Source organism: Pseudomonas sp. SL4(2022) (genome assembly GCF_026625725.1).
Lineage (GTDB): Bacteria > Pseudomonadota > Gammaproteobacteria > Pseudomonadales > Pseudomonadaceae > Aquipseudomonas.
On the sequence record NZ_CP113060.1, the window covers coordinates 3,927,019 to 3,948,162 of the forward strand.

General features: G+C 57.4%; 20 protein-coding genes. 15 read left to right on the plus strand and 5 right to left on the minus strand.

The window, feature by feature from the left end; genetic code table 11:
• Positions 1–31: 31 nt before the first annotated feature.
• Both lolA and ftsK read right to left on the minus strand, forming a co-directional pair.
• Positions 32–658 carry an outer membrane lipoprotein chaperone LolA gene (lolA, locus tag OU997_RS18585; protein WP_108486015.1) on the minus strand — a complete coding sequence of 209 codons (627 nt, stop codon included), beginning with the start codon at positions 656–658 and terminating at the stop codon, positions 32–34.
• A gap of 48 nt (positions 659–706) precedes the next feature.
• Complete coding sequence (gene ftsK / locus OU997_RS18590; RefSeq protein ID WP_177479880.1) at positions 707–3,112, minus strand: DNA translocase FtsK; 2,406 nt, start codon at positions 3,110–3,112, stop codon at positions 707–709.
• Between the two features lie 230 nt (positions 3,113–3,342).
• Here ftsK and trxB point away from each other — a divergent pair, with 230 nt between their 5' ends.
• The 4 genes from trxB (at position 3,343) to infA (ending at position 6,119) form a co-directional block, all read left to right on the plus strand.
• Positions 3,343–4,293 (plus strand): thioredoxin-disulfide reductase, encoded by a 951-nt coding sequence (trxB, locus tag OU997_RS18595; protein WP_108486016.1) that lies wholly within the window; start codon positions 3,343–3,345, stop codon positions 4,291–4,293.
• A gap of 63 nt (positions 4,294–4,356) precedes the next feature.
• Complete coding sequence (gene aat, locus OU997_RS18600; protein WP_267807970.1) at positions 4,357–5,037, plus strand: leucyl/phenylalanyl-tRNA--protein transferase; 681 nt, start codon at positions 4,357–4,359, stop codon at positions 5,035–5,037.
• A 55-nt stretch (positions 5,038–5,092) separates the two neighbouring features.
• Entirely contained in the window at positions 5,093–5,800 is a 708-nt protein-coding gene (locus OU997_RS18605; protein WP_267807971.1) for an arginyltransferase, read from the plus strand.
• A 100-nt stretch (positions 5,801–5,900) separates the two neighbouring features.
• Positions 5,901–6,119 carry a translation initiation factor IF-1 gene (infA, locus tag OU997_RS18610; protein WP_002553999.1) on the plus strand — a complete coding sequence of 73 codons (219 nt, stop codon included), beginning with the start codon at positions 5,901–5,903 and terminating at the stop codon, positions 6,117–6,119.
• A 100-nt stretch (positions 6,120–6,219) separates the two neighbouring features.
• On the opposite strand, the gene clpA is transcribed toward infA, so the two are convergent.
• Positions 6,220–8,490 carry an ATP-dependent Clp protease ATP-binding subunit ClpA gene (gene clpA / locus OU997_RS18615; RefSeq protein WP_267807973.1) on the minus strand — a complete coding sequence of 757 codons (2,271 nt, stop codon included), beginning with the start codon at positions 8,488–8,490 and terminating at the stop codon, positions 6,220–6,222.
• A gap of 29 nt (positions 8,491–8,519) precedes the next feature.
• Positions 8,520–8,882 (minus strand): ATP-dependent Clp protease adapter ClpS, encoded by a 363-nt coding sequence (gene clpS / locus OU997_RS18620; RefSeq protein WP_108488264.1) that lies wholly within the window; start codon positions 8,880–8,882, stop codon positions 8,520–8,522.
• Between the two features lie 226 nt (positions 8,883–9,108).
• Between clpS and cspD the strand changes: the two genes are divergently transcribed.
• Positions 9,109–9,372, plus strand: coding sequence for a cold shock domain-containing protein CspD (gene cspD, locus OU997_RS18625; protein ID WP_108488265.1), 264 nt, complete (start codon positions 9,109–9,111; stop codon positions 9,370–9,372).
• A gap of 76 nt (positions 9,373–9,448) precedes the next feature.
• Here cspD and icd read toward each other — a convergent pair whose 3' ends face one another.
• Positions 9,449–10,705: an NADP-dependent isocitrate dehydrogenase gene (gene icd, locus OU997_RS18630; protein WP_090253672.1), complete on the minus strand. Its 1,257-nt coding sequence runs from the start codon at positions 10,703–10,705 to the stop codon at positions 9,449–9,451.
• A gap of 324 nt (positions 10,706–11,029) precedes the next feature.
• Between icd and OU997_RS18635 the strand changes: the two genes are divergently transcribed.
• From OU997_RS18635 to OU997_RS18680, 10 genes are all read left to right on the plus strand, one after another.
• On the plus strand, positions 11,030–11,470 hold the full coding sequence (locus tag OU997_RS18635; protein WP_108488266.1) for an NUDIX hydrolase: 441 nt from the start codon (positions 11,030–11,032) through the stop codon (positions 11,468–11,470).
• Between the two features lie 62 nt (positions 11,471–11,532).
• On the plus strand, positions 11,533–12,651 hold the full coding sequence (mnmA, locus tag OU997_RS18640) for a tRNA 2-thiouridine(34) synthase MnmA (protein ID WP_267807977.1): 1,119 nt from the start codon (positions 11,533–11,535) through the stop codon (positions 12,649–12,651).
• Positions 12,648–13,268 (plus strand): high frequency lysogenization protein HflD, encoded by a 621-nt coding sequence (gene hflD / locus OU997_RS18645; RefSeq protein ID WP_108488268.1) that lies wholly within the window; start codon positions 12,648–12,650, stop codon positions 13,266–13,268. The genes mnmA and hflD overlap by 4 nt, the downstream gene beginning before the upstream one ends.
• Positions 13,269–13,272: 4 nt before the next feature.
• A complete protein-coding gene (locus OU997_RS18650) occupies positions 13,273–14,133 on the plus strand; it encodes a DMT family transporter (protein WP_267807978.1) in 861 nt (286 codons plus the stop codon).
• 76 nt (positions 14,134–14,209) lie between these two features.
• Complete coding sequence (gene purB / locus OU997_RS18655; RefSeq protein WP_108488270.1) at positions 14,210–15,580, plus strand: adenylosuccinate lyase; 1,371 nt, start codon at positions 14,210–14,212, stop codon at positions 15,578–15,580.
• Between the two features lie 78 nt (positions 15,581–15,658).
• A complete protein-coding gene (locus OU997_RS18660) occupies positions 15,659–16,825 on the plus strand; it encodes a cupin domain-containing protein (protein WP_267807980.1) in 1,167 nt (388 codons plus the stop codon).
• Positions 16,818–17,243, plus strand: coding sequence for a GNAT family N-acetyltransferase (locus tag OU997_RS18665; protein ID WP_090253657.1), 426 nt, complete (start codon positions 16,818–16,820; stop codon positions 17,241–17,243). Before OU997_RS18660 ends, OU997_RS18665 begins: the two co-directional genes overlap by 8 nt.
• 8 nt (positions 17,244–17,251) lie before the next feature.
• Positions 17,252–17,893 carry a histone acetyltransferase HPA2 gene (locus tag OU997_RS18670; protein ID WP_108488272.1) on the plus strand — a complete coding sequence of 214 codons (642 nt, stop codon included), beginning with the start codon at positions 17,252–17,254 and terminating at the stop codon, positions 17,891–17,893.
• Positions 17,890–18,699 (plus strand): secretin N-terminal domain-containing protein, encoded by an 810-nt coding sequence (locus OU997_RS18675; RefSeq protein ID WP_267807981.1) that lies wholly within the window; start codon positions 17,890–17,892, stop codon positions 18,697–18,699. Before OU997_RS18670 ends, OU997_RS18675 begins: the two co-directional genes overlap by 4 nt.
• Positions 18,700–19,329: 630 nt before the next feature.
• A complete protein-coding gene (locus OU997_RS18680) occupies positions 19,330–20,925 on the plus strand; it encodes an isocitrate lyase (RefSeq protein ID WP_108488274.1) in 1,596 nt (531 codons plus the stop codon).
• The last annotated feature ends 219 nt before the right edge of the window (positions 20,926–21,144 follow it).

The window sequence follows — 21,144 nt, forward strand, 5'->3', positions numbered from 1 at the left end:
CTGCGGTTTAACGCCTCTTGCTTTGAGCTTTCTACTCTTGAATCACGTCCGCGCCGGCCGGAATCTCGAAAGTGAACTGCGCATCGTCCTGCGGCTCATTCATTTTCACGTTGAGGAACAGAATATTGGTGCGCTGGCCGATGCTGTCGATCAGCTGCATATCGTTGAGCACCTTGTTGCGAAACGACAGGCGCAGGCTGTCGAACAGGGTGTCCTTGGATTTGGGCTTGAGGATGAAGTCCACGACGTTGCCACCTTCATTGTGGCTGATCTCGAAGTTCTCACGGATCTTCGACACGTCACCGGACAGCAGCAGCGCCGGGGTGTGGGTCAGGCGTTGATCGAGGGTCTGGATAGTCACCTGCTGCAGATCCGGGTCATACAGCCAGACCTTCTCGCCATTGGAAACCAGCAGTTGCTCCATCGGCGCATCGGTATGCCAGCGGAACAGTCCCGGTCGTTTCAGCGCGAGCTGACCGGCAGTTTCCTGCAACTGGGTACCGCTGCCATCCAGAGATAGCTGGGAAAAGCGAGCGGTAATCGTCTGCGCCTGGTTAAGTAGTTCGGTCAGGCGTTGTATGGCTACTTCGTCATCGGCTACAGCAGCGATGCTGGTAAAACTCAGCAGGGTCAGCACTAACATGCGAATCAGGCGCATGGGGTTCCTCATTTATTCGGGTCTTCGGGGCATCAATTCCTGAGGGAATTAATCGCGCATGGGGCCTGGAGCTATGACCTCGCGAGAGCCATTAGTGTTCATTGAAGTGACGACGCCAGCCATTTCCATAGCTTCAATCATCCGCGCGGCTCGGTTGTAGCCGATCTTCAATTTGCGCTGCACGGCAGAAATCGAGGCGCGGCGGCTTTCCAGCACGAAATTGACCGCCTCATCGTAAAGCGGGTCGGACTCGCTGCCCTCGCTACCGCCCTCGCCGCTGCCGCCTTCGAAGCCGCTGCCGGACTCCTCGACGCCCGCGAGAATGTCGTCGATGTAGTCAGGCGTGCCCCGCTGCTTCCAGGCTTCGACCACGCGGTGTACTTCTTCATCGGAAACGAAAGCGCCATGTACACGAATCGGTAGGCCGGTGCCCGGTGGCATGTAGAGCATGTCACCGTGACCCAGTAGCTGCTCGGCCCCACCCTGATCAAGGATGGTACGCGAGTCGATCTTGCTGGAAACCTGGAAAGCCATGCGCGTCGGAATATTGGCCTTAATCAGGCCGGTGATCACATCCACCGATGGACGCTGGGTCGCGAGAATCAGGTGAATACCCGCTGCACGGGCTTTCTGCGCAATACGCGCAATCAGCTCTTCAACCTTCTTGCCGACGATCATCATCATGTCTGCAAACTCGTCGACCACAACTACGATGGTCGGCAGGGTTTTCAGTAACGGCGCTTCGTCATGCATGCTTTCGCGCTTGTACAGCGGATCTGCCAATGGCTCACCCGCCTCTTCGGCGTCCTTGACCTTGCGGTTAAAGCCCGCCAGGTTGCGTACGCCCATTTTCGACATCAGCTTGTAGCGACGCTCCATCTCGGCCACCGACCAGCGCAGGGCGTTGGCGGCTTCCTTCATGTCGGTCACCACCGGGCACAGCAGATGCGGAATACCTTCGTAGATCGACAGCTCGAGCATTTTCGGGTCGATCATGATCAAGCGCGCCTCTTCCGGCGTGGACTTGAACAGGATCGAGAGGATCATCGCGTTGACCCCGACCGATTTACCTGAGCCGGTGGTACCGGCCACCAGCAGGTGCGGCATGCGCGCCAGGTCGGTGATCACCGGCTTGCCGCCGATGTCATGCCCCAGAGCCAGGGTGACCGGCGACTTGGCGTCATCGTACTCTGGCGAGGACAGCACTTCGGAGAAGCGCACGATCTGCCGGTCTTCGTTGGGAATCTCAATGCCGACCGTGGTCTTGCCAGGAATCACTTCCACCACCCGAACACTGATCACCGCCAACGAGCGCGCCAGGTCTTTGGCCAGGTTGGAAATGCGGCTGACCTTGACCCCGGCAGCCGGTTGAATCTCGAAACGGGTGATCACCGGACCTGGGTGTACAGACTCGACAATCACCTCGACGCCGAACTCCTTGAGTTTGATCTCAAGCAGACGCGACATCGCTTCCAGCGACTCGGGGGAGTATTTCTTCTGAATTTTTTCCGCCACATCGAGAATCGAAATCGGTGGCAAGCTGCCGGCCAGGGCGCTGTCTTCGAACAGGTTGACCTGTTTTTCTTTCAGCACGCGCTTGCTGGGCTCGGGGGCTTTGGGCACAGCCGGCGGGGTAATGACCGGAGCGGGACGGTTAACCCGCTCGCTCATGTGCTTGTTCAGCGCATCTTCGCGCTCGATCAGCCGTTCCTTGACCTTGGCCTGCTCGCGGCGATCCAGCACGATCGGAGCCGACACTTCGCTGACCCGCTCATCCACTTCACGCAGTTGTGCCACCAGTTGCTGGCGTTCCAGGCGCGCATTCCACCAGCGGTTGGCCAGGCTCTGAATCAGTTCAATCAGATCCAGGGTAATTTTGCCGGTCAGGTCCATTACCTTGAACCAGGACAGGTCAGTAAATACGGTCAGCCCGAACAGAAACAGGGCAATAAATAACAGCGTACTGCCCTGTACATTCAGGGCATTAATTGCCAGTTGGCCGAGGCTTTCCCCCAGGGCGCCACCGGCCGATGCGGGCATGCTGGAACTGGCCTGGAAATGGATAAAAGCCAGCGCCGCACCGGACAGCACCAGAAACACCAGACCGATCAGCCGCCAAGAGAACAGCCAGCCGCTCCACTGCCAGGGTTGATGACGTGCACGAAACACCTGCAGGGTTTTCACCGCCAGCAGCAGCGGGAATAGATAGGCAAAATAGCCCAAGGCCATAAACAGAATGTCGGCAAACCAGGCTCCGGCTCGGCCTGCAGCGTTCTGCACCTGTTCTACGTTGCTGGTGTGAGTCCAGCCCGGATCGGCCGCATCGTAGGTCAGCAGAGCCATCCACAGGTACAGACAAAGCGCACCAAGGCCGATCAGGGCGCCTTCTTTCAATCGATAGGGCAGCTGCTGACGCCAGAGAGGGGCTTGTACGGTTGGGCTAGATTTCTTCAAAACGCATCTGTTCCTGCGCCAGAGGCGCCGAATAATTGGTTAACAGCAAAATATGCAGCGATTGTACGGGTTTAGCCAGACGATACCAAAATGAACTGTATGCATAAACAGCTCAAGTGGTTGACTCCCGCTCATTGCCTGCTTCGGTGTAGCATATCCGTCAACATCTTCCGTGCGGCTCAATTGGAGCATGCATTCTCTTTTGTGACAAAGGCTTATGAGGTGTTTTTATGAGCGAAGTCAAGCATTCACGCTTGATCATCCTGGGCTCCGGCCCTGCCGGTTATAGTGCTGCCGTCTACGCTGCCCGCGCCAACCTCAAGCCTGTAATCATTACCGGCATCCAGCCCGGTGGTCAGTTGACCACCACCACTGAAGTGGACAACTGGCCTGGCGATGTTGAAGGCTTGACCGGTCCCGCGTTGATGGAGCGCATGCAGAAGCATGCCGAGCGTTTTGAAACCGAGATCGTCTACGACCATATCCACACCGCCGAGTTGCAATCGCGCCCTTTCACGTTAAAAGGCGACAGCGGCACTTACACCTGTGATGCACTGATCATTGCCACGGGTGCATCGGCGCAGTATCTGGGCTTGCCATCCGAAGAAGCGTTTTCCGGCAAGGGCGTATCGGCCTGCGCCACCTGCGATGGCTTTTTCTATCGCAACCAAGTGGTCGCGGTGATTGGTGGCGGCAATACTGCGGTCGAAGAAGCGCTGTACCTGTCGAATATCGCCAAGGAAGTTCACCTTGTGCATCGCCGCGATAAACTGCGCTCCGAGAAAATCCTTCAGGACAAACTGTTCGACAAGGCCGCCAACGGCAACGTGGTCCTGCACTGGAACCACGCACTTGAAGAAGTCCTGGGCGACAACACTGGCGTCACCGGTGCACGCCTGAAGAACACTCAGACCGGTGCGACCACCGACCTGCCGCTGGCCGGTGTGTTTATTGCTATTGGTCATAAACCTAACACCGACCTGTTCCACGGGCAGTTGGAAATGCGCGACGGTTACCTGCTGATCAAGGGTGGTAACGAAGGTAACGTCACTGCCACCAGCATCGAAGGGGTATTCGCTGCCGGTGATGTAGCCGACCATGTCTATCGCCAGGCCATTACCTCGGCAGGTGCTGGCTGCATGGCCGCGCTGGATGTCGAAAAGTTCCTTGACGATAATTGATCGATCGCAAGGTGGGCTAACTGGCCCGCCCTGCCCTCCCCCTGTCCAATTCCGGCCCTGCCCATGCTGACGTGGTTGCAACGCGAGTCACTGGACTTTCCTCCACTCAATAGCGCCCTGCGCGAACCCAATGGGCTGTTGGCGGCGGGTGGCGATTTACATCCCGAACGCCTGATCAAAGCCTATCGCCATGGCTGCTTCCCCTGGTTTCAGGATGGTCAACCAATTCTCTGGTGGTCGCCCGATCCGCGTACGATTCTGCTACCCGATGAGCTGCATATCTCGCGCAGCTTGGCCAAGGTATTACGCCAAGGCCGCTACCAAGTGAGCTTTGATCAGGCGTTCACCGATGTCATTCGCGCCTGCGCAGCGCCACGCACTTATGCGGCAGAAACCTGGATTACCAGCCCAATGCAGGACGCTTACCTGGAACTGCACAGACGCGGCATCGCTCATTCGGTCGAGGTCTGGCGTGGTAATGAACTGGTTGGAGGGCTGTACGGCCTGGCCATGGGCCAACTGTTCTTTGGTGAGTCGATGTTCAGCCGTGCGGACAACGCTTCCAAGGTGGGTTTTGTCACGCTGGTTGAACACTTGAAACGCTGGGGCTTTGTGTTGATCGATTGCCAGATGCCGACCGAGCACCTGCTCAGTCTCGGCGCTCAGACGATTTCCCGTGCAGCGTTTACCGGTTACCTGAGTGACCACCTTGACCAACCCAACCAGGCTGACTGGGTTGCCTAGGCGAGTTTGCCAGCCTGGCTTACACTTGGTTGAAGACTGATCCTGAGAGTCGATCATGACCGAGCTGGCCCGCCTGAAGTTTTATGCCACTCAACCACATCCCTGCAGCTATCTGCCCGACGAACAGGCTACTACGCTGTTCCTCGACCCCAGTCAGCCCATGGATGCACAGGTGTATGCCGAACTCTCGGAAATGGGCTTTCGCCGCAGCGGCGACCATCTCTATCGTCCGCACTGCCAACGCTGCACCGCCTGCGTCCCGGCGCGCATTCCCGCAGCTCAGTTCACCCACAACCGTCAGCAGCGACGGATTTTCAAGCGCAATCAGGATATCCAGGTGCGCCAGGTACGCCCGGCCTTTACCGAAGAGTATTACGCGCTGTACGTGCGCTACATTGAGCAGCGGCACGCCGACGGCGATATGTACCCGCCCAACCGCGAACAATTTTCGACCTTTCTGGTGCGCGATCTGGCTTTTTCGCGCTTCTATGAGTTTCGTCATGACAACCGCCTGCTGGCAATTGCCGTGACCGATGTACTGCCCAATGGGCTGTCCGCGGTTTACACCTTTTATGAGCCAGGCGAGGAAAGGCGCAGCCTCGGGCGCTTTGCCATCCTCTGGCAAATTGCCGAAGCGGCGCGTTTGGGACTGCATGCGGTTTATCTAGGCTACTGGATCAAGAACTGCCGCAAGATGAGTTACAAGACCCAATATCGGCCGATTGAGCTGTTCGTCAATCAACGGTGGGTCAGCCTTAACTGAAGCCCTTGGCGCAAACCCCAAAATTCGGGCACAATGCACGCCGCTTTTGCCTGGCGCCAGTTGCACCGGGCCATTCATTGGATACCGAGGGCTTTACTGCATGTCGAAAGAAGACAGCTTCGAAATGGAAGGCACTGTCGTCGACACCCTGCCCAACACCATGTTCCGTGTGGAGTTGGAAAATGGGCACGTCGTTACTGCGCACATCTCCGGAAAGATGCGCAAAAATTACATCCGCATTCTGACCGGCGACAAAGTTCGCGTTGAACTTACGCCTTATGACTTAAGCAAAGGCCGGATTACTTACCGCGCCCGTTAACAGATCAGCGAAAACTCAGTTTTCCGGCATCTGTTACACCAAGCTCCTGTAAAAACGCCCGGCGATGCCGGGCGTTTTTGTGCGCGTTAGAAAATGACGCTTAGGCCATTTCTGCCGTGGTTTCGAAATCGAAAGTCAACTCACCGCCTTCAATATCGATATGCACCACACCACCGTGCTCAGCCAGCTCACCAAACAGGATCTCTTCCGCCAATGGCCGCTTGATCTTGTCCTGAATCAGGCGAGCCATAGGTCGAGCACCCATCTGCACGTCGTAACCGCTCTCGGCCAACCAGTTACGCGCGGCATCGCTGACTTCCAGCGTGACACGCTTATCCTCAAGCTGTGCCTGCAGTTCGGTGAGGAACTTGTCGACAATGCTTTTGATCACTTCATGGCTTAAGCGGCCGAACTGGATGATGGTATCCAGGCGGTTGCGGAACTCCGGCGTAAAGCTTTTCTTGATCACTTCCATAGCATCAGACGAATGGTCCTGATGGGTGAAGCCAATGGATGCACGCGCCGCGGTTTCAGCACCGGCGTTGGTGGTCATAATCACGATCACGTTACGGAAGTCCGCCTTGCGCCCGTTATTGTCGGTCAGCGTCCCATGATCCATGACCTGCAGCAGTAGGTTGAAGACTTCCGGGTGAGCCTTTTCGATTTCATCGAGCAGCAGTACACAATGTGGCGTTTTAGTAATGGCCTCGGTGAGCAACCCCCCCTGATCAAAACCGACATAGCCAGGTGGAGCGCCGATTAGTCGCGACACGGTATGCCGCTCCATATATTCGGACATATCGAAGCGAATCAGCTCGACCCCTAGCGCTTTGGCCAACTGCCGCGCGGCTTCGGTTTTACCGACACCCGTCGGGCCGGCAAACAGGAAGGAGCCCACCGGTTTGTCCGGTGCTTTGAGACCTGCACGCGACAGTTTGATTGCGGTAGACAGCGAGTCAATCGCAGCATCCTGGCCAAACACCGTGAGCTTGAGATCGCGTTCTAGGTTACGCAGCAATTCTTTATCCGAGCTGCTGACGTGTTTTGGCGGGATACGTGCAATCTTCGCTACGATATCCTCGACCTGCGCCACATCGATGCGAGTCAGGCGCTTGTCTGCCGGCTGCAGGCGCTGGTACGCACCGGCCTCATCGATGACATCAATGGCCTTGTCCGGCATATGCCGGTCATTGATGTAGCGCGACGCCAGTTCGGCCGCTGCGCGTAGGGCCTCATCGCTGTATTCAATACTGTGGTGCTGCTCAAAACGACCTTTCAGGCCGCGCAGAATGCCAATGGTGTCTTCCACCGAGGGCTCAACCACATCGACTTTCTGGAAGCGCCGCGCCAAAGCCCGATCTTTCTCGAAGATGCCGCGAAACTCCTGGAACGTGGTTGAACCGATGCAGCGGATTTCTCCTGAAGACAGCATTGGCTTGAGCAGGTTGGACGCATCCATAACCCCACCAGAGGCGGCACCGGCCCCGATAATGGTGTGAATTTCATCGATAAACAGAATCGCATGAGGGCGTTTACGTAGCTCGTTAAGCAGCGCTTTTAGGCGTTTCTCGAAGTCCCCCCGGTATTTGGTGCCTGCCAGCAGTGCACCGAGATCCAGCGAGTAGACCACGCTATCCGCCAGCAAATCGGGCACCTGACCGTCGACAATGCGCTTGGCCAGCCCCTCGGCGATTGCGGTTTTACCCACGCCGGCCTCGCCCACCAGCAAGGGATTGTTCTTACGCCGACGCGCCAGAATCTGCGCAACGCGCTCGACCTCCTGCTCGCGACCAACCAGAGGATCAATTCGTCCCTGGCGCGCTAACTCATTCAGGTTGCTGGCATAGGCATCCAGCGGATTACTGGAGCTGGAAGACTCACCGCCTTCCTCATCCTGCATTTCCTGTTCGGTTTCTGAATGACCACTATGGCCTGGCACCTTGGAGATACCGTGGGCAATAAAATTGACCACATCAATGCGCGCCACGCTCTGCTGTTTAAGCAGGAACACTGCCTGACTTTCCTGCTCGCTGAAAATTGCCACCAGCACATTGGCGCCAGTCACTTCACGCTTGCCGGAACTCTGCACATGGAACACCGCGCGCTGCAAAACTCGCTGGAACCCCAACGTAGGTTGAGTTTCGCGCTCTTCATCGTGCTGCGGAATGAGCGGCGTGGTGGAGTCGATAAACTCCTGCAGATCATGCCGCAACTTGTCCAAGTTGGCCCCGCACGCGCGCAATACGCTGGCGGCAGCCTCGTTATCCAGGAGGGCCAGCAGCAAGTGCTCAACCGTCATAAACTCATGACGCTTGGTACGAGCCTCCTTGAAAGCCAGATTGAGGGTGACTTCGAGCTCTCGATTTAACATAGCTTCACCTCATGCCCAAGTGTCCGGCGTTAACCGTCCTTCTCTATTTCACAGAGTAGCGGATGCTGGCTCTCTCTCGCATATTGATTCACCTGCGTCGCTTTGGTTTCAGCAATATCGCGGGTAAATACTCCACACACTGCCCGCCCCTCTGTATGGACGGTCAGCATGATCTTGGTTGCCAGCTCTCGATTCAGATTGAAAAACACCTCGAGCACCTCGACCACGAAATCCATGGGCGTGTAGTCATCGTTAAATAACACCACTTTATACATGGGGGGAGCCTGCAAGGCGGGCTTGGATTCCTGAACGGCCAGGCCGAAGGAATCGTCCTCATGCTCTGCGGGGCGATCCTGATTGAATGTTAGTCGAATCTGGCTACGTGCATGCATGCTGAATAGCTTCGTTTAATGGGCGAATAGTCTGTGCTAGACAGAGTTTGACCGGCTTCTCAGCCAATTACAGCATTGCCTTGACTATCGGCAAAACGGTGTTACAAACAATGAATACCCAGCGTGGGTATTAGGGGTTTCACACGCGGCCCGTCTTGGAAAACCGGGTGTGGAATTGAAGTGGATGATACTCCAGTGATGGAGTCCTTTGCAGAGGGATATCAGCATGGTTAGCGGTAAGGTCAAGTGGTTCAACAACGCCAAAGGCTATGGATTTATCCTGGCCGATGGTCGAGATGAGGACCTGTTCGCCCACTACTCGGCTATCCAGATGGACGGCTATAAAACGCTGAAGGCTGGCCAGCCGGTAAGCTTCGATATTATTCAAGGTCCAAAAGGACTCCACGCCGTAAACATCAGTGCGGCTAATGCCGTCAGTGAAGTGCCCGCCGCAGTCAAGCAACATCAGGGCTCAACGGTTGAAGTCTGAATAGAGTCACTCGGGCAGTTAATCGCCCATAAAAAAGGCCGGTCACTTGACCGGCCTTTCTTTATTGCTGCTTTGCTTACATGTGCGAAATCAGCGCATCACCGAATGCCGAGCAGGACAGCAACTTGGCACCGTCCATCAGGCGTTCGAAGTCATAGGTCACAGTCTTGGCACCAATGGCGCCATTGGTGCCCTTGATAATCAGATCGGCCGCTTCTGTCCAGCCCATGTGGCGCAACATCATTTCAGCGGAGAGAATCAGCGAACCTGGGTTCACCTGGTCCTTGCCAGCGTACTTCGGTGCAGTACCGTGGGTGGCTTCGAACATCGCGACGGTGTCGGACAGGTTAGCGCCCGGAGCGATACCAATACCGCCTACTTCAGCCGCCAGAGCGTCCGACAGGTAGTCGCCATTGAGGTTCAGGGTGGCGATTACATCGTACTCAGCCGGGCGCAGGAGAATCTGCTGCAGCATGGCATCAGCGATGGCGTCTTTGACGATGACATTCTTGCCGGTTTTCGGGTTCTTGAACTGCATCCAAGGACCACCATCAAGAAGGGTCGCGCCGAACTCTTCGGCTGCAATTTCGTAGGCCCACTCTTTGAAGGCACCTTCGGTGAACTTCATGATGTTGCCTTTGTGCACGATGGTCAGCGAGTCGCGGTCGTTATCGACCACGTACTGCAGGGCTTTACGCGCCAGACGCTTGGTGCCTTCTTTGGAAACCGGCTTAACGCCGATACCGCAGTCCTGGTCGAAGCGAATCTTGGTAACACCCATTTCCTCTTTTAGGAACTTGATGACTTTGGTTGCTTCCGGCGAGCCGGCTTTCCACTCGATACCGGCATAGATGTCTTCCGAGTTCTCGCGGAAGATGGTCATGTCGACATCGCCTGGCTTTTTCACCGGGCTTGGCACGCCTTCGAACCAGCGCACTGGACGCAGGCAAACGTACAGGTCGAGCTGCTGACGCAGGGCTACGTTCAGAGAGCGGATGCCGCCACCGACAGGAGTGGTCAGTGGGCCCTTGATGGAAACAACATAATCTTTGACCGCATCCAGGGTTTCCTGAGGCAGCCAAGTATCCTGATCATAAACCTGAGTGGCTTTCTCGCCAGCGTAAACTTCCATCCAGGAGATCTTGCGCTCACCGCCGTAGGCTTTCTGTACGGCAGCATCAACGACTTTGATCATGACCGGGCTGATATCGACACCGATGCCATCGCCCTCGATAAAGGGGATGATTGGATTGTTCGGTACGTTCAGGGATGTATCGGCATTGACGGTGATTTTGTCACCGGTGGCAGGCACCTGGATCTTTTGGTATCCCATGCTGGACTCCGTTGTTTTCGTGGTCTGGCATTCAGTCACGCAGATGACGCGCTGAATAGATCTTTTTGGGTCTCGGAAAGGCAAGTTATTTTTGTAGTTTTTCTACAGAAAGTCACGCACTTTATCCATTGAAAACATTGCACATGCGCGTTCTTGCGGGCATCAGGCTAATCAGCAAAACGGCTTTGTAGTCAAACTACAAGCACGCTACACAGCGTTTGCGCCAAGACGTTTTTATCCTAGCAGCTCATTGTCCAATTGCTTCGATCATCACCACGGGCGGTGACTGCGGCTATGATCACGCGCCCGCTCAAGGAGTTCCCTATGCGCTTTACCCCACACGTTACAGTCGCCACCGTAGTTGAAGATCAGGGACAATTTCTGCTGGTTGAGGAGATGGCCGATAACCGTGCCGTATTTAATCAGCCTGCCGGCCACTTGGAAGCCGACGAAAGTCTGATACAGGCAGCGCTGCGCGAAACCCTCGAAGAAACCGGCTGGGATATCGAGTTGACAGGTGTGGTGGGCATTTACCTGTACACCGCCCCCAGCAATGGCATCACCTATCAGCGCGTGTGTTTTGCCGGTAAAGCACTGCACCAACGGCCTCACCATCCTTTGGATGACGGCATCATCGGCCCACGCTGGCTCAGTCGTGATGAGTTGGCGGCGCAACCAGAACGCTGGCGCAGCGAGCTAGTGTTGCGCTGCATCGATGATTACCTCAGCGGCCAGCACTTTGCCCTGAGCCTGATTCGCGATTAACGGCCAGGCCGCGCGGCCTGATAGAATCGCCACCTTTATTCAAGCCCGTGCCCAGTATTCTCATGTCAGATCCAACTTCCCAGCGCGTTATTGTCGGCATGTCCGGCGGTGTAGATTCGTCCGTTTCCGCCCTTTTGCTGCTTGAGCAGGGCTATCAGGTCGAAGGCCTGTTCATGAAGAACTGGGACGAAGACGATGGCACAGAATATTGCACCGCCATGGACGATTTGGCCGATGCCCAGGCCGTGTGCGACAAGATTGGCATCAAGCTGCACACCGCCAATTTTGCCGCCGAATACTGGGACAACGTGTTCGAGCACTTCCTCGCCGAATACAAGGCTGGACGCACACCGAACCCAGACATCCTGTGTAACCGCGAAATCAAGTTCAAAGCCTTCCTCGACTACGCACTTATGCTCGGTGCTGACCTGATTGCCACCGGTCACTACGTGCGCCGCCGGGACATCGACGGGCGCACCGAACTGCTTAAGGGCCTTGACCCCAACAAGGACCAGAGTTACTTCCTGCATGCGGTGGGCGGTGAGCAGATCGCCAAGACCCTGTTCCCAGTCGGCGAGCTGGAAAAACCAGCGGTACGCGCGATTGCCGAGAAGTACCAGTTGGCCACGGCAAAAAAGAAGGATTCCACTGGTATCTGCTTTATCGGCGAACGGCGTTTCAGCGATTTCCTCAAGCAGTACCTACCAGCCCAGCCCGGCAATATCGAAACCACTGAAGGCGAAATCATCGGCCGCCATCACGGCCTGATGTACCACACCATTGGTCAGCGCCAGGGGTTAGGCATCGGCGGACTGAAAGACGCCAGTGATGAGCCTTGGTACGTCCTGCACAAGGACCTGACTCGCAATGTGCTGGTGGTTGGCCAGGGCAATGAACACCCCTGGCTGTTCAGCCGCGCCCTGCTCGCCTCGGAAATTTACTGGGTCAACCCAATTGACCTGAGCACACCACGCGAGCTGACGGCCAAAGTGCGCTATCGCCAGAGCGATCAGGCCTGCAGGCTGGAGAAAACGGCCAATGGCTACCGCGCCGTGTTCAATGAACCGCAGCGCGCCGTGACCCCGGGGCAATCCGTGGTGTTTTACGACGGTGAAATCTGTCTCGGTGGCGGTGTGATTGAAACCGCCGCCCCCTGGACTACGCGGGAGCAGCAGGCGTGAATCCGATTCAAGAACAATTGATCGCCCTCGGCGCGGTATTCGAATCGGCCGTATTGGTCGACAAGTTGGCGCGTACCGGCCAGGTCGGCGAGCCCGCCGTAGCCTGCATGATCAACAGCCTGTTGGTGCGCGATCCGAAGAACACGCTGGACGTTTACGGCGGCGATGACCTCAATCTGCGCGACGGCTACCGTGCGCTGGTCAGCGCCCTGGAACGCGATCCGGCCAGTTTGCAGCGTGATCCGCTGCGTTATGCCCTGGCGTTGTTGGCCCTGGAGCGCCAACTGGATAAGCGTGGCGATATGCTGCAAGTCATGGGCAGCCGCCTCGACCAGGTGCAGCAGCAAGTCGAGCACTTCGGGCCGACCCATGAAAACGTGATATCCAACTGCGCCAGCCTGTATCAGGACACCATCAGCACCTTCCGTCAGCGCATTCAGGTGCAAGGCGATATGCGCCACCTGCAGCAGACCAACAATGCCGCGAAGATCCGTGCACTGCTGCTCGCCGGCATTCGTTCTGCGCGCCTGTGGCGCCAACTGGGGGGGCATCGCTGGCAGATGGTGTTCAGCCGCAGCAAGCTGCTCAAGGAACTCTACCCGCTGCTGCGGTCCTGAGCGCATGAGCACGCGGGCGGTTAAGCCGTTGCAGGGCGCAGCCTTGCTGGCACTTTCCGCCTTACTGTTTTCCCTGATGGGCGTTGGCATTCGCGAGGTATCGGTCAGCGTCAACAACGAATCGGTGGTGTTCTTTCGCAACCTGATCGGTGTGCTGTTCTTTATGCCCCTGGTCTTGCTCAAGGGAGTTGGCCCGTTCAAGACCACACGCCTGAAGTCTCATCTGTGGCGCACCACCTATGGCCTGGCGGCGATGTACTGCTTCTTCTACGCCATTGCCCACCTGCCACTGGCCGACGCGATGCTGTTCACCTACTCGGCACCGGTGTTCACCCCGCTGATCGCCTGGTGGTGGCTTAAGGAGCCGCTCAGTAAGCGCATGCTGCTGACCACTGGCATCGGTCTGGTTGGCGTACTGCTGGTGGCTAAACCCTCGGCTGCCCTGCTCGACAGCCAGGCCCTGATCGGCCTCGCGGCCAGTGTGCTGGCCGCGTTCGCCTTTGTCTCGATCCGCGAAATGAGCGATACCGAACCGGCCTTCCGCATCGTCTTCTACTTTTCCCTGTTCAGCGCCCTGATTTCAGCCATCCCGTTGACCTGGGCCTGGCAACCCATGACTCAGCATGAGCTAGGCCTGTTGCTGGTGATCGGCCTGCTCGCCACCGCCAGTCAGATCATCATGTCCAAGGCTTACAGCCTGGCGCCGCCCGGACTGATCGGCCCCTTTGCCTACCTGGCGATTGTGTTCGCCGGACTGATTGCCTGGCTGCGCTGGGGTGAAATGCCCGATCTGACCTCTTTACTGGGCGCCGCACTGATTTTCAGTGCCAGCCTGCTGTCGATCAGCCGTCGCAAAGGCCGCTGAAGCAATCGCGGCCAAGCGTTGATTTCATGTATGATACGCGCCCTTTTCAATGCCCGATTGTCCGAGAACGCCTCCCATGCAGCTTTCCTCGCTCACCGCGGTTTCCCCCGTTGATGGCCGCTACGCCGGCAAAACCAGCGCACTGCGCCCGATTTTCAGCGAATACGGCCTGATCCGTTTCCGCGTTCTGGTTGAGGTGCGCTGGCTGCAGCGCCTGGCCGCCCACGAAGGCGTCGCCGAAGTGGCGCCCTTCTCCGCCGACGCCAATGCCGTGCTCAATGAGCTGGCGGACAACTTCGCCGTCGAGCATGCCGAGCGTGTGAAAGAAATCGAGCGCACCACCAACCACGACGTGAAAGCCGTGGAATACCTGCTCAAAGAACAAGCGGCCAAGCTGCCTGAGCTGGACAAGGTCAGCGAGTTCATCCACTTCGCCTGCACCAGTGAGGACATCAACAACCTGTCCCACGCCCTGATGCTGCGCGCCGGCCGTGACGACGTGCTGCTGCCACTGATGCGTCAGACTGCTGAAGCGATTCGCGAACTGGCAATCAAATTCGCCGAGGTGCCAATGCTCTCGCGCACCCACGGTCAGCCGGCATCACCGACCACCCTGGGCAAGGAATTGGCCAACGTGGTCTACCGTCTGGAGCGCCAGATCGCTCAGGTTGCTGCGGTGCCCCTGCTGGGCAAAATCAACGGCGCTGTGGGGAACTACAACGCCCACCTGTCGGCCTACCCGCAGATCGACTGGGAAGCCAATGCGCGGCAATTCATCGAAGGTGACCTGGGCCTGCAGTTCAACCCCTACACCACGCAGATCGAGCCGCACGACTACATTGCCGAGCTGTTCGACGCCATTGCCCGCTTCAACACCATCCTGATTGACTTCGATCGCGATATCTGGGGCTACATCTCCCTGGGTTATTTCAAACAGCGCACCATTGCTGGCGAAATCGGCTCCTCCACCATGCCGCACAAGGTCAACCCGATCGACTTCGAAAACTCCGAAGGCAACCTGGGGATTGCCAACGCACTGTTCCAGCACCTGGCCAGCAAGTTGCCAATCTCACGCTGGCAGCGCGACCTGACTGACTCCACCGTGCTGCGCAACCTCGGCGTCGGCTTCGCTCACAGCGTCATCGCTTACGAAGCCAGTCTCAAGGGAATCAGCAAGTTGGAGCTCAATGCTCAACGTATTGCTGAAGATCTGGATGCCTGCTGGGAAGTGCTTGCCGAGCCAATCCAGACCGTAATGCGCCGTTACGCCATCGAGAACCCGTACGAGAAGCTCAAGGAGCTGACCCGCGGCAAGGGCATCAGCCCGGAAGCACTACTGAGCTTTATCGATGGCCTGGACATGCCAGACGCCGCCAAGGCTGAACTCAAGCGCCTGACCCCAGCCAGCTACATCGGCAACGCGGTTGCCCAGGCCAAGCGTATCTAACCGGCAACAGCCTCCCAGACGCCCGGCTGCGCCGGGCGTTTTTATTTATGGGTATTTACTGACTTCAAGGGCTTAGCGATGAATCCTGATACTCCGCTGCAACTATTGGGTGGCCTTACTGCTCGCGAGTTCATGCGTGACTACTGGCAGAAGAAACCGCTGCTGGTGCGCCAGGCAATTCCTGGTTTCGAAAGCCCAATTTCCCCCGACGAGCTCGCCGGTCTGGCGCTGGAAGAAGAAATCGAATCGCGCCTGGTCATCGAGCACGGCGAGCACCCGTGGGAGTTGCGCCGCGGCCCGTTTGCCGAAGACGCCTTTGCCGACCTGCCTGAGCGCGACTGGACCCTGCTGGTTCAGGCGGTCGATCAGTTTGTTCCGGAAGTGGCTGAGTTGCTGGAAGCGTTCAAGTTCCTGCCCAAATGGCGCATCGATGACGTAATGATCAGTTTCGCCGTGCCAGGTGGCGGCGTGGGCCCACATTACGACAATTACGACGTTTTTCTCCTGCAGGGCTATGGCAAACGCCGCTGGCAGATCGGCCAGCAGTGCAATACCGATAGCCCAATGCTGCAACACGCGGATCTGAGGATCCTTGCCGAATTCGTTAAAACTGAAGAATGGGTTCTGGAGCCCGGCGACATGCTTTATCTGCCGCCACTTCTGGCCCACTGTGGTACCGCTGAGGATGACTGTATGACGTATTCCGTAGGCTTCCGTGCGCCAAGCGCCGCTGAAGTCCTGACCCATTTCACCGACTTTCTCGGCCAGTTCCTGCCTGACGAAGAGCGCTACAGCGATGCTGATGCGCAACCTACCGATGACCCGACACAGATACAGCGCGACGCCCTTGATCGCCTCAAGGCATTGCTCAATGAACACATGAGTGATGAGCGCCTACTGATGACCTGGTTCGGCCAGTTCATGACCGAGCCCAAATACCCGGAGCTGATTGCCGGTATCGAGATCGACGAAGAAACCTTCCTCGCCGGCCTCGAAGATGGCGCCATTCTGATCCGCAACCCCAGTGCGCGCATGGCCTGGTCGGAAGTCGGTGAAGACCTTGTGCTGTTCGCCAGCGGCCAGAGCCGCCTGCTGTCTGCCAACCTCCGTGAACTGCTGAAGCTGGTCTGTTCCGCCGACGCCCTGCACATCGAAAACCTCGGCGCATGGCTTGCCGATGACGAAGGGCGTAACCTGCTGGTTGAACTGGTCAAACAAGGCAGCCTGGAGTTTGCTGATGAGTGAGATACAGGTTCGCCTGGCCGACTGGCAGAAGGACAATGCTGACCTGCGGCGTATTCGCGAAACCGTGTTTATCGCAGAACAAGCTGTACCGCCGGAACTGGAATGGGATGCGGAGGATGCCGATGCTGTGCATTTTCTCGCCTTGGAAGGTGATTACCCGATCGGTACCGCTCGCCTACTGCCCGATGGCCATATCGGCCGGGTTTCCGTGCTCAAGGACTGGCGCGGCCTGAACGTGGGTGTTGCGCTGATTCAGGCGGTGATCGCGGAAGCGGAAAAACGTGGCCTGACGCAGCAAATGCTCAGTGCCCAGGTGCACGCCACCGCCTTCTATGAAAAGCTCGGGTTTGCCATCGTCAGTGGTGAATACCTCGACGCCGGCATTCCTCACGTAGACATGGTGCGACATAGCGCCTAGAGGCCAGGATGAACGACGAAAACGCCCCGAATGACCTGCCCGAGCAACCGAAGCCCATTGAGCTTCCCGTCATCGAGTTCGAGTCACCGGGGCGTTTTGCTGTGCACAACCCGCAAAGCCTGACACCCGACAGTCCGCAGGCTGAACCGGCACCGTTTGTCCTGGGTGCCCATGCCGCACTGGAACGCTTCAGTCAACCGGAACAGGCCCGCGCCCATGCATTAGCACTGTTGCAACAGGCCCAGCGCAGCCTATGCATCTACAGCCACGACCTGGAACCCTGGCTTTATCATCACAGCAGCGTTCAGGACGCCTGCACCCGTTTTCTGCTGGCCAATCCCCGTAACCAGCTGCGTATCCTGCTGCGCGACCCCAGCCGTGCAGTCAAGGAAGGCCACCGCCTGCTCGGTTTGTCGCGCCGTCTGTCGAGCAATATGCAGATTCGCAAGCTGCACCCGGACTACCCTAATGAAGAGCTGGCGTTTCTGCTGGCCGATGACCGTGGCTTGCTGTTGCTGCCCGAGCTTGGCCAAGCCAGTGGTTATGCCCTGTACCAGGCCCCCGGCCGCAACCGCCAGCGCCGCGCACAATTCGACCAGGCCTGGGATACCAGCATCACGGATGCTGACTTACGGAGTTTTCTGCTATGAAGGTTCGCGCCCTGTTCGCTGCCGCCCTGTTTAGCTGCAGCCTGTCGCTCAGCGCAGCCACTGAGGTGATCCCCCTCAATTACCGCACTGCGGATGAGGTGTTGTCGGTGGTGCAATCAGTACTGGGTCATGAGGGCCGCGTGAATGCCTATGGCAATCAGCTGATCGTCAATGCTGATCCGGCCAAAATCCAGGAAGTACGCACTCTGCTGCAACAGCTGGACACCGTGCCACGCCGCCTGCTGATCAGCGTCGACACCAACGAGTCGGGCTATCAGACCGATCGGGGCTATCGCGCCGATGGCAGCATCAGCGCAGGCAATGGTGAAATCCAGATCGGCCAGGGCGAGATTAATGGGCGCGATCAGGTGCGGATCATCCGTCGCAGCACCGATAGCCGCAGCGGCGGCACCCAGCAAGTACAGGCCACCGAAGGCTATCCGGCATTGATTCAAGTGGGCCAGAGCGTACCGCTGACCACCCGTGGCCGGGATGCCTACGGGCAGCCCTACAGCAACACCCAGTACCGCAATGTCACGCGCGGGTTTTATGTCACCGCCAGCCTCAGCGGTGAAATGGTGCACATCAACATCAGCAGCAACCGCGACCGCCTCAGCCAGACCCAACCTGGCGCTATTGACGTGCAGAGTACCGACACCCGGGTCAGCGGCCGGGTTGGTGAATGGATCAGCATCGGTGGCATCAGCGAGCAAAGCCAGGGCGAGCAAGGCGACTTTCTGCAACACCGCTCGACCCAGGGCCGCGAAGACATGAGCATGCGCGTCAAAGTCGACGTGGTGAACTAAACCCTGCTGCCCCTCTTGCACTGGGCCACCCCAGCCCAGTACCGATAACCGCTCATCGGCTGCTCTTCGCCGCCGCCACAAAGCAAATACCTCGCAACCATTGCCCAACCCCGCAGACCGCCGAATAGAGCGGCAAAAGCTGACTTGTCAGTCGCCTCTGAATTTATGTAGTAGTAATGGAAAAAGCACTACAAAATAATTGACGAACACTTTTGGCAAAGGCATGATGGCCCCGCTCCCGCTAATCAGAGGTGCTGAAAGGCCCTCCGAATCGCGCTCCAACTTACCGTCCGAGCCGATTTGCGTTGTAAAGCCCACAAGGCCGTTCGATGAGATTGCGACTGGAACGAAGTTGTCCTGAGGGACGGGGAAGCGTTTAGCAACAGCGCGCATCGAGCACAGCAAGTTGAGTCGTACAACGGCATCTTTGATCCGGTGAACGCCAAATGACCCCGTCATTTGCAGCAGCTGAAGCCCGCGAACTGTTTAGCTCGTCACCCTCCTACCGGATCAATTCCGTCTCAAGTCGATGTCTCGGCGTTCTGCAGTTGGCTACAACAACCTCCAGCAACACAGGTGTTCAGTGGGGAAGTCGGTGCTCAACCAAACACATACTTTGAAGGATTGACCATGTCAGCTTATCAAAACGACATCAAAGCCGTTGCCGCCCTTAAAGCCGCCGCAGGCAGCAGCTGGAGCGCTATCGACCCTGAGTCCGTGGCCCGTATGCGCGCCCAGAACCGCTTCAAAACCGGTCTGGAAATCGCTCAGTACACTGCCGACATCATGCGCAAAGACATGGCTGAGTACGATGCTGACTCCTCCGTCTACACCCAATCCCTGGGTTGCTGGCATGGTTTCATCGGTCAGCAGAAGCTGATTTCGATCAAGAAGCACCTGAAGACCACTAACAAGCGTTACCTCTACCTGTCGGGCTGGATGGTTGCTGCGCTGCGTTCGGACTTCGGCCCGCTGCCAGATCAGTCCATGCACGAGAAAACCTCGGTTTCCGGCCTGATCGAAGAGCTGTACACCTTCCTGCGCCAGGCTGATGCCCGTGAGCTGGACCTGCTGTTCACCGCGCTGGACGCTGCTCGCGCTGCTGGCGACAAAGTCAAAGCAGACGAAATCCAAGCTCAGATCGACGGCTACGAAACTCACGTCGTACCGATCATCGCCGACATCGACGCTGGTTTCGGTAACCCGGAAGCCACCTACCTGCTGGCCAAGAAAATGATCGAAGCGGGTGCTTGCTGCATCCAGATCGAAAACCAGGTTTCCGACGAGAAGCAGTGCGGCCACCAGGACGGTAAAGTGACCGTTCCTCACGCCGACTTCCTGGCCAAGATCAACGCTGTGCGTTACGCATTCCTGGAACTGGGCATCGACAACGGCGTGATCGTTGCACGTACCGACTCCCTGGGTGCTGGCCTGACCAAGCAAATCGCTGTGACCAGCCAGCCGGGCGACCTGGGCGACCAGTACAACTCCTTCCTGGATTGCGAAGAAGTCTCCCCTGCCGACCTGAAGAACGGCGACGTCGTTCTGAACCGTGAAGGCAAGCTGCTGCGTCCGAAGCGTCTGCCGTCCAACCTGTTCCAATTCCGCGCTGGCACCGGCGAAGCACGCTGCGTACTGGACAGCATCACTTCGCTGCAGAACGGCGCTGACATGCTGTGGATCGAAACCGAGAAGCCACACGTCGGTCAGATCAAGGGCATGGTTGATGAAATCCGTAAGGTCATCCCGAACGCTAAGCTGGTTTACAACAACAGCCCATCGTTCAACTGGACCCTGAACTTCCGTCAGCAGGCTTACGATGCATTCGTTGCTGAAGGCAAAGACGTTTCTGCTTACGACCGCGCCAAACTGATGAGCGTTGAGTACGACGAAACCGAACTGGCTCAAGTGGCCGACGAGCGTATCCGTACCTTCCAGCGTGATGGTTCGGCCCAGGCCGGTATCTTCCACCACCTGATCACCCTGCCGACCTACCACACCGCCGCGCTGTCCACCGACAACCTGGCCAAAGGTTACTTCGCAGACCAAGGCATGCTGGCTTACGTGAAAGGCGTTCAGCGTCAGGAGATCCGTCAAGGTATCGCCTGCGTTAAGCACCAGAACATGTCCGGTTCCGACATCGGCGATGCTCACAAAGAGTACTTCGCAGGTGAAGCAGCCCTGAAAGCCGGCGGTAAAGACAACACCATGAACCAGTTCAGCTAAGAACCGGTTCACTCAACCGAGGCCACGATCAAGGTTGAGGGTGTGACGAAAATCCCAGCAGAAATGCTGGGATTTTTTATGGCCGGCCCTCCATGACAACCGCCCTTTTGGCCGTCGTCGTGCGACGTTAAAAATGCGTCGCCCTCTCTTTTCTGCCTGAAAATCAGCCTTTTCTGGTTTTGTGCGCTTTCGCACAGCTGCTGTCATGTTTACGTCAAT